Annotated in this window: 8 protein-coding genes and 1 pseudogene; 3 read left to right on the forward strand and 6 right to left on the reverse strand. The window is 63.7% G+C overall.

Translation table 11 applies throughout. The features are described 5' to 3' along the window. The first annotated feature begins 4 nt into the window (after positions 1 to 4). The 3 genes from otsB to otsA all read left to right on the forward strand — a co-directional run bounded on the left by otsB (position 5) and on the right by otsA (position 4,140). A complete protein-coding gene (otsB, locus tag Q8K05_RS04955; RefSeq protein WP_305245415.1) occupies positions 5 to 805 on the forward strand; it encodes a trehalose-phosphatase in 801 nt (266 codons plus the stop codon). Further along, entirely contained in the window at positions 802 to 2,634 is a 1,833-nt protein-coding gene (locus Q8K05_RS04960) for a glycoside hydrolase family 15 protein (RefSeq protein ID WP_305245416.1), read from the forward strand. The genes otsB and Q8K05_RS04960 overlap by 4 nt, the downstream gene beginning before the upstream one ends. 123 nt (positions 2,635 to 2,757) lie before the next feature. After that, positions 2,758 to 4,140 (forward strand): alpha,alpha-trehalose-phosphate synthase (UDP-forming), encoded by a 1,383-nt coding sequence (otsA, locus tag Q8K05_RS04965; protein WP_305245417.1) that lies wholly within the window; start codon positions 2,758 to 2,760, stop codon positions 4,138 to 4,140. A 35-nt stretch (positions 4,141 to 4,175) separates the two neighbouring features. Here the strand turns inward: otsA and Q8K05_RS04970 are convergent, their stop codons facing one another. The 6 genes and pseudogenes from Q8K05_RS04970 to Q8K05_RS04995 all read right to left on the reverse strand — a co-directional run. After that, positions 4,176 to 4,679, reverse strand: a complete 504-nt coding sequence (locus tag Q8K05_RS04970) for a thioesterase family protein (RefSeq protein ID WP_305245418.1) — start codon at positions 4,677 to 4,679, stop codon at positions 4,176 to 4,178. Positions 4,680 to 4,743: 64 nt separating this feature from the next. Continuing rightward, a complete protein-coding gene (locus Q8K05_RS04975; protein ID WP_305245419.1) occupies positions 4,744 to 5,529 on the reverse strand; it encodes an enoyl-CoA hydratase in 786 nt (261 codons plus the stop codon). Between the two features lie 65 nt (positions 5,530 to 5,594). After that, positions 5,595 to 6,791: an acetyl-CoA C-acyltransferase gene (locus tag Q8K05_RS04980; protein ID WP_305245420.1), complete on the reverse strand. Its 1,197-nt coding sequence runs from the start codon at positions 6,789 to 6,791 to the stop codon at positions 5,595 to 5,597. 40 nt (positions 6,792 to 6,831) lie between these two features. Beyond that, positions 6,832 to 7,215, reverse strand: a complete 384-nt coding sequence (locus tag Q8K05_RS04985; protein ID WP_305245421.1) for an endonuclease domain-containing protein — start codon at positions 7,213 to 7,215, stop codon at positions 6,832 to 6,834. Positions 7,216 to 7,231: 16 nt separating this feature from the next. Next, the gene (locus Q8K05_RS04990) at positions 7,232 to 7,744 is read right to left on the reverse strand and encodes a DUF4442 domain-containing protein (protein WP_305245422.1); all 513 of its coding nucleotides are present in this window, start codon (positions 7,742 to 7,744) and stop codon (positions 7,232 to 7,234) included. 145 nt (positions 7,745 to 7,889) lie between these two features. Then, positions 7,890 to 8,438 (reverse strand): annotated as a pseudogene (locus Q8K05_RS04995) (3-hydroxyacyl-CoA dehydrogenase); the annotation flags it as partial.

Genomic DNA, 8,438 nt, shown 5'->3' on the forward strand with positions numbered 1-8,438 from the left:
GGCGATGCAGTCTTCCCCCTCCGTTTCATTTTCCTTGCCGGACATTGGCCCGCAAACTGCGCTTTTTCTGGACTTTGACGGCACGCTGGCCGACCTGGCGCCGCAGCCCGAAGCGGTGCAGCTCGTCGCCGATTTGATTCCCGTATTGACGCAACTCGCGGCGCAGCTGAACGGCGCGCTGGCCATCGTGTCGGGGCGCAGGCTCGCAGACCTGGATGGCTTTCTGGCGCCCTTGCAGTTGACCTCTGCCGCCGAGCATGGTGCGCAACGCCGCCTGGCCCAGGGCCAGGTGATCAGCCTGGCGTCACCCGATTTACAGGAGGTGGTGCGGCTGGCCACGGCGCTGGCAGCGCGCCACACCGGCCTGCGCGTGGAAATCAAATCGGCGGCTGTCGCCCTGCACTACCGCCACGCACCCGAGCTGGAAACGCTGGCCCAGCAGGTCATGCGGGACGCAGCCCACGGCACGCCAGGCCTGGAATTGCTGCGCGGCAAATGTGTGTTTGAGGTCAAGCCGGCAGGCATCAGCAAGGGCACAGCGATTGAAGCCTTCATGGCGGCCGCGCCTTTTGCGGGCCGGCTGCCGCTGTTTGCGGGCGACGACACAACCGACGAAGCCGGATTTTCGGCCGTGCAGCTTCTCGGCGGCCAGGGTATCAAGGTCGGCAAAGGCGACTCACGGGCGCACTACCGCTGCCAGACGCCTGCAGCGCTGCGGCAATGGCTGCGCCTGGCCTGCCACGACCAGCCAACCCCCACTGCCCCCAACCCACCGGAAAAATCGATGAACAGGAACGAAAAATGAGCGTTGCAAGCGACTCCACGCACTTTGCGCCCCCCGCCGAACCGTCGCTCGCCATGGGGGTGATCGGCAACTGCGCTTTCAGTGCCTTGATTGATGCCCGCGGGCGTATCGTCTGGTGCTGCCTGCCGCGCTTTGATGGCGACCCGGTGTTCAACGCCCTGCTGGAGCAGGGCAGCAGTGACACAGACCAATCCAGTGCCTTTGCCATTGAGATCGAGGACTTCGCCCAAGCCAAGCAGTGGTACGAGCCCAATACCGCCGTGCTGCGCACCCAGTTGCTTGACAAAAGCGGACAGGGCATAGAGATCACCGACTTCGCACCGCGTTTTTTCAGCCACTCGCGCTTCTTCAAGCCCATGACGCTGGTGCGGCGCGTGCGGCCCCTCCATGGCGCGCCGCGCATTCGCGTGTCACTCGACATCCGTTTTGACTGGGGCCGCCGCCAGCCCCTGATCACCCAGGGCAGCAACCACCTGCGCTACGTGGGCGATGCACTCACGCTGCGGCTGAGCACCGACGCCCCGCTGTCGCACCTGCTGTCCAAGCAGCCTTTCGTGCTGACGCGCGAGCTCAATTTTCTGCTGGGCGCCGACGAGTCGCTCGCCGACGGCATTGCCGACACGGCGCGGCTGTTTGAGCAGGAAACCGTGTCCTACTGGCGCCAATGGAGCCAGCGCCTGCACATTCCGCTGGAATGGCAGGACGCCGTGATCCGCGCCGCCATCACGCTCAAGCTGTCGCTGTTTGAAGACACCGGCGCCATTGTGGCGGCCATGACCACCAGCATCCCTGAGGCACCCGGCAGCCAGCGCAACTGGGACTACCGTTATTGCTGGCTGCGCGATGCCTTTTTTGTGGTGCGCGCGCTCAACAGCCTGTCGGAGGTCAGCACCATGGAAGACTACCTGCGCTGGCTGAGCAACGTGGTGGTGCAAGCCAGGGGCGGACACATCCAGCCGCTGTACGGCATTGGCCTGGAGCGCGAGCTGCCCGAAGCCGTCATGGATCACCTGAGCGGCTACCGGGGCATGGGGCCGGTGCGCGTGGGCAACCAGGCGCAGGAGCATTTTCAGCATGACGTGTATGGCAATGTGGTGCTGGGTGCGGCGCAGGCCTTTCATGACCAGCGGCTGCTGCACCGCGCCGGCCTGGCCGAATTCAAGCGCCTGGAGGACGTCGGCGAGCAGGCCGCACGCACCTACGACAAACCCGACGCCGGCATGTGGGAGCTGCGCACGCGCGCCCGGGTTCACACCTCTTCCGCCCTGATGTGCTGGGCGGCGTGCGACCGGCTCGGCAAAATCGCGCTGGTGCTGGCGCTGCCCGAGCGTGCGGCCTACTGGCAGGACCATGCGCGCCGCATGCAGGAGCGGATTTTGCGTGAGGCCTGGAGCGAAGAGCGCCAGGCCTTTGCCGAGAGTTTTGGCGGCCGCGATCTGGACGCCAGCGTGCTGCTGATGATCGAGGTCGGCTTCATCGACCCGAAAGACCCGCGCTTCATTGCCACCGTCGACGCACTGGAAATCCATTTGTGCGACGGACCCTATATGCGCCGCTACGAAGCCCCCGACGATTTTGGAAAACCGGAAACCGCGTTCAACATCTGCACCTTCTGGCGCATCGATGCGCTGGCGCGGATTGGCCGCAAAGCCCAGGCCCGCGAAATTTTTACCACCATGCTGGCAGCGCGCAACCACCTGGGCCTGCTGTCGGAAGACACGCACCCGGTCACGGGCGAAATGTGGGGCAACTTCCCGCAGACCTACTCGATGGTGGGCATCATCAACGCAGCCGTGCGCCTGTCCGCGCCGTGGGACTCGCAGGTATGAATATTTTGCCCCCACGCTTTTCACTTCGTGTAATGCGCTGCCCCCCAAGGGGGCTGTGCTTGCTCGGGGCGGCCCTTCGCGGCGCACGTCACCCTCAGCGTCTTTCGCTCCTGATGGGGTCACATGGCTAGATTAGTCGTGGTGTCCAACCGCGTGGCCGACCCCAGCCAGGCCGTGGCGGGCGGCTTGGCCGTGGCGCTGGGCGACGCACTGCATGCCACGGGCGGACTGTGGTTCGGCTGGAGCGGCGCCATCGCCGAGGGCGGTGCGCCCGGCGAAGGCGCGCTGCATGTGCAACAGGCCGGCAACGTCACACTGGCCACGGTGGACTTGTGCGAGCAAGACCATGCCGGCTATTACCTCGGGTACAGCAACAGCGTGCTGTGGCCGGTGTTTCACTACCGGCTGGATCTGGCCCGCTTTGATGCGGGCTACATTGGCGCCTACCGCCGCGTCAACCAGCTGTTTGCGCGCCAGCTGATGACGCAGCTCTTGCCCGACGACATCATCTGGGTACACGACTACCACCTGATTCCTCTGGCGGCCGAACTGCGCGCGATGGGCTGCACCCAGCGCATCGGTTTTTTTCTGCACATTCCGCTGCCGCCGCAGCCGGTGCTGGCGGCCATTCCCCAGCACGAATGGCTGATGCGCGCGCTCTTTGCCTACGACCTGGTGGGCTTTCAGACCGAGGCCGACCTGCTGCACTTCTCGCGTTACGTGCAGGCCGAAGCGGGCGCCGAGGACCTGGGCCAGCACCGCTTTCGGGCTTTCAGTCGCACCGTGCAGGCGGGCGCTTTCCCGATTGGCATTGACGTGGACGAGTTCGCCGCGCTCACGCATGCCAAGAGCGCGATCGACATGTACAAACACATGAAACACGAATACGGCCGCCGCAAACTGCTGCTGGGCGTGGAGCGTCTGGACTATTCCAAAGGCCTGCCGCAACGCCTGCGCGCGTTTCAGGCCCTGCTGAAAAAATACCCCGAAAACCTGCGCAGCGCAACGCTGATCCAGGTGGCCTCCCCCAGCCGTGAAGACATGGGGACCTACACCGATTTGCTCCAGGAACTCGAAGGCCTGTGCGGCGCCATCAATGGCGACTTTGGGGAACTGGACTGGATGCCGATCCGCTTCATGCACCGCAACGTGGCACGCGAATGCCTGCCAGGGCTGTACCGGGTGGCGCGCGTAGCGCTGGTGACACCGCTACGCGACGGCATGAACCTGGTGGCCAAGGAATTTATTGCAGCGCAAGACCCGGCAGATCCGGGCGTGCTGGTGCTGTCGCGCTTTGCGGGGGCCGCCGCGCAACTGAAAGAAGCCTTGCTGGTCAACCCCTACGACACCGACGGCACGGCAGACGCCATACAGCGGGCGCTGCAGATGCCGCTGCAAGAGCGGCAGGCGCGCCATCAAAAGCTGCTTGAAAACATCAGGACGCAGGACGTGCACTGGTGGCGCAAAAAGTTTCTGCAAGCGCTGGGCGAGGCCGGGCGCACTTGAGGCGCTCAAAAAAACGTTGGCCCCAGCACCACGTACTATGAAACGATGTAAGCGGCCGCCGCCGTGGAAAAGAGTTTGCCATCGGCGCCCAGAAACTCCATGCGCGTGCTGGCCACGCGCGACCCCAGGCGCAGCACCTCGGCCCGCAGTTCAAAATACTCGCTGATGCCCGGGCGCAAATAGTCCACCCGCAGGTCAATCGTGCCGAGCTTGGAAAAGCGCTGCAAGCGCTGCGAAGGAGTTTCGTCCATGTGCCGCGCGCCAATGGCCGCCATCACCGCCAAGCCGCCCATGGCGTCCAGCCCGGCACTGATGACGCCGCCGTGAATGCGGTTGTAGGCCGGGTGGCCTATGAGTTCGTGCCGCATGTCAATGCGCGCCGTGACCCGATCCGCCTTGAGCGACGTGATCTTCAGGCCCAGCACCTGGTTGAAGACGATTTTTTCTTCAAAAATGCTTTTCAGGCCGGCGATGAACTCTTCTTCGAATTCAGGGACTGGAACTGAGGCGGGGAGCGAAGCTTTGATCATGCGCTCCATTGTCGCGCAGAGTGCGCGTGATGGCGGTGCGTCACGCCGCCCACCGCTGAATCGGAAAATCCCATCAAACGGCAGAAAAATCAGGCTTTCGCTTTTCCATGAAAGCGCCAAATGCCTCGCGCGCTGCCGGCTCCTGCAGCATGCGCCCGAAGCTGGCGCCCTCTTCGGCCATGCGCTCGGCCACGATACCGGCGTTGCCTTTTTTCATGAGGCGTTTGGTCTCCAACAGGGAGCTCAGTGGTTTGGCGACCAGCTTGAGCGCCTGCCTTTGGGCCAGCGCGTTGGCCTCGGCAGGCGGCACGATGCGGTTGATCAGCCCCACCTCCAGCGCGGTTTCAGCCGAAAAGGGCTCGCCCAGCAGCAGCGCTTCCGCGGCACGCGGATAACCCATCAGCTGCGGCACCAGAAAACTGGACGCCGCTTCCGGGCACAGGCCCAGATTGACAAAAGGCATGGAAAACGCCGCGTTGTCGCCCGCATACACCAGGTCGCAATGCAGCAGCATCGTGGTGCCGATGCCGACCGCCGGGCCGCACACGGACGCCACAATCGGTTTTGGAAAGCTGCTGATGCCGCGCAGAAAGCGAAATACCGGCGAGTCCTGCGTGGCGGGCGGATTCTTCAGAAAGTCGCCAATGTCGTTGCCGGCCGAAAAAATGCTTTCATGGCCCTGGATCACCACCACGCGCACGGCAGCGTCGTGGTTGGCAGACTCCAGCGCGTCGGCCAGGGTGCCGTACATGGCGGCGGTGATGGAGTTTTTCTTGTCGATGCGGTTCAGGGTGAGGGTCATCACACCGGCGTCAACGTGGGTCAGAATTTCTGCGGGGGTCTGGTGGGTGGTAGTCATAACGCTAGAGGATAAGGGATAAAAGATTCATCTTCGTGGCTCGGCCGTTCTGGTCCGCGCCGCACTCAGACGCGCTCGAAGATACCGGCGGCGCCCTGGCCCATGCCCACACACATGGTCACCATGCCGTACTTCAACTGGTGGCGGTGCAGCGCATGAATCACCGTGGCGGCGCGGATCGCACCGGTAGCGCCCAGCGGATGGCCCAATGCAATCGCGCCGCCCATGGGGTTGACCTTGGCCGGGTCCAGCCCCAGCGTGTGGATGACGGCCAGCGACTGCGCCGCAAACGCCTCGTTGAGCTCGAACCAGTCCATGTCGTCCTGCTTCAAGCCGGCATAACGCAGCGCCGCCGGAATGGCTTCAATCGGGCCTATGCCCATGATGTGGGGCGGCACGCCTTTGGCGGCGTAGCTCACAAAGCGCGCGAGCGGCTTGAGGCCAAATTCCTTGACAGCTTTTTCGCTGGCCAGAATCAGGGCCCCCGCGCCATCGGAGGTTTGCGAGCTGTTGCCCGCCGTGACCGAGCCGCGCGCGGCAAACGGGGTCTTGAGTTTGGCCAGCCCTTCCAGCGTGGTGTCGGGGCGCGCACCCTCGTCAAGGCGCACGGTACGGGTGGTGGCAATGACTTCGCCGGTCTCCAGGTTGGCGCTGCGGTCGGTCACTTCGACCGGCGTGATTTCAGCGGTGAACTCGCCGGCCTGCTGCGCCTTCAGGGCCTTCATGTGGGACGCGTAGGCAAACTGGTCTTGCGCCTCACGCGAGACCTTCCATTGCTGCGCCACCTTCTCGGCCGTCAGGCCCATGCCGTAGGCAATGCCGACGTTCTCGTCATTGGCAAACATGGCGGGCGACAGCGACGGCGAGTTGCCCGACATCGGCACCATGCTCATGCTTTCAGTGCCAGCCGCGATCATCACGTCGGCCTCGCCCACACGGATGCGGTCTGCGGCCATCTGCACGGCCGACAGGCCCGACGCGCAAAAACGGTTGACGGTGATGCCGCCCACGCTGGCAGGCAAGCCGGCCAGCACCGCACCGATGCGGGCAATGTTCAGGCCCTGCGGGCCTTCCGGAATTGCACAGCCGCAGATGATGTCTTCGATCGCCTTGGGGTCCAGCGTCGGCACCTGGGCCAGCGCCGAGCGCAGGACGCTGACCAGCAGGTCGTCAGGACGGGTATTGCGGAAGAAGCCCCGGTGCGAGCGCCCGATGGGCGTGCGCGTGGCGGCGACGATGTAGGCGTCCTGGACTTGTTTCATGGGGTGCTCTTTCTGGATGAATCGGTAGAAGGTTGGTGACTCAAGGGGCGGGTGCGGGGAGGGGGGCCTGCGCGGCCAATTCCGTCAGCCGGTTGTAAATCGCCTCCACCATCGACTGCAAACCCGAAAAAGGCAAGTTGGCCGGAAAGCGCAACATGTCAAAGCCGTGTTGCCTGAAAAACATATCGCGCCTGGCGTCATAAGCCTGCTGATCCGCATGCTGAGACCCGTCAAGCTCAACAATCAGCCGGGGCGCAAGACACGCAAAATCAGCCACATACGAACCCAGCGGATGCTGCCGCCGGAATTTAAAACCCATCTGCTCACCACGCAGCCGCTGCCATAGCCGCCGCTCGCCATCGGTCATCTCCCGGCGAAGGGACTTGGCGAACTTTCTCGCATTGGCGCTGGCCTGGTTTTGCATGTCGCCTATTGCTTCTTCAGCTTTTCCGCGGACCGGACGGAATCCAGGCCCACACAAATTCACAGTCAACCGGATGCACACCGGCCTCGTCGGTCACCGTGACCGCCACATTGACTTCGCCCTCGTCACTGGCCTGCATCAGGGCTTGCTGTTCTGCCGTGAGGACGGCAACCGCGCGCATCGAACCTGTGGCGCGTTTTTTGAACGCCATCTTGAGTTCCTTGGCCAGCGGAATGCAGTCGTCGCGCACATTCATGCCGACCACCATGCCGGTGGCGGTTTCGGCCAGCAGGTGCATGGCCGAAGCGTGGATGCCGCCAAGGTGGTCCTGGACTTTCTTTTCGTTCTTGAGGCCGATTTCCACGCGGTCCGTAGACATCTGCAGAAAGTCCAGGCCTGCCGTGCCGGCGAAGGGCACAGCGCGGCGCAGCACCACGTTGCGATACCAGGGACGCGCAAAGGCGGGCACGTCGGAAAGCCGATCCAGCTGGCGCTCCAGCCGGTTGGGGGGATGGTCAGGGATGGTCATAAAAATAGAGGGTTCGTGATTGAGAAAGCGTAGCGAGGAGCCGTCAGGCTAGGCGCGGGCGCCCGATATCCACCGGAACGTACTTCAAGTACGTGAGGATGGGGCTTGGGCTGCAACGACGCATGGCGCTTCCGTAGTAGCTTTATCAATTACGAACCGGTTTGCCGGTGCTCATCATGCCCATGATGCGTTCCTGCGTCTTGGGGTGCCCCAGCAGCGCGCAAAACGCCTGGCGTTCCAGCGTCATCAGGTACTCCTCTGTCACCAGCGTACCGGCATCCACATCGCCACCGCAGACCACGCCCGCGATCAGGCTGGCAATGTGAAAGTCGTGCGCGCTGATGAAGCCGCCGTCGCGCATGTTGACGAGTTGCCCCTTGATGGTCGCCAGGCCGTTGCGCCCCGCCACGGGAAACATCCGCTTGTGCGGCGCGCGGTAACCGGAATTGAACATCGCGCGCGCTTCGTTCAGCGCTACAAACAGCAGCTCGTCCTTGTTCGGCACAATCACGTCGCTGTCCAGCAGGTAGCCGATCTTGCGGCTGTCAATAGCGCTGGTCCCGACTTTGGCCATGGCGGCGGCGGTGAATCCTTCGGTCAGGAAGGGCAGCATGTCCTTGCCGGTTGACGCAGCTGAATTTTCAGCGGCGCGGCGCGCAATATAAGTCAGGCCGCCGGCGCCGGGCACCAGGCC

Source organism: Polaromonas sp. (assembly GCF_030682935.1).
In the GTDB taxonomy this organism is placed as follows: domain Bacteria; phylum Pseudomonadota; class Gammaproteobacteria; order Burkholderiales; family Burkholderiaceae_C; genus Polaromonas.

Bases quoted from the DNA above. Each gene is read 5' to 3' on its own strand.
- otsB (WP_305245415.1), top strand. From the start codon at position 5: ATGCAGTCTTCCCCCTCCGTTTCATTTTCCTTGCCGGACATTGGCCCG.
- Q8K05_RS04960 (WP_305245416.1), top strand. From the start codon at position 802: ATGAGCGTTGCAAGCGACTCCACGCACTTTGCGCCCCCCGCCGAACCG.
- otsA (WP_305245417.1), top strand. From the start codon at position 2,758: ATGGCTAGATTAGTCGTGGTGTCCAACCGCGTGGCCGACCCCAGCCAG.
- Q8K05_RS04970 (WP_305245418.1), bottom strand. From the start codon at position 4,679: ATGGAGCGCATGATCAAAGCTTCGCTCCCCGCCTCAGTTCCAGTCCCT.
- Q8K05_RS04975 (WP_305245419.1), bottom strand. From the start codon at position 5,529: ATGACTACCACCCACCAGACCCCCGCAGAAATTCTGACCCACGTTGAC.
- Q8K05_RS04980 (WP_305245420.1), bottom strand. From the start codon at position 6,791: ATGAAACAAGTCCAGGACGCCTACATCGTCGCCGCCACGCGCACGCCC.
- Q8K05_RS04985 (WP_305245421.1), bottom strand. From the start codon at position 7,215: ATGCAAAACCAGGCCAGCGCCAATGCGAGAAAGTTCGCCAAGTCCCTT.
- Q8K05_RS04990 (WP_305245422.1), bottom strand. From the start codon at position 7,744: ATGACCATCCCTGACCATCCCCCCAACCGGCTGGAGCGCCAGCTGGAT.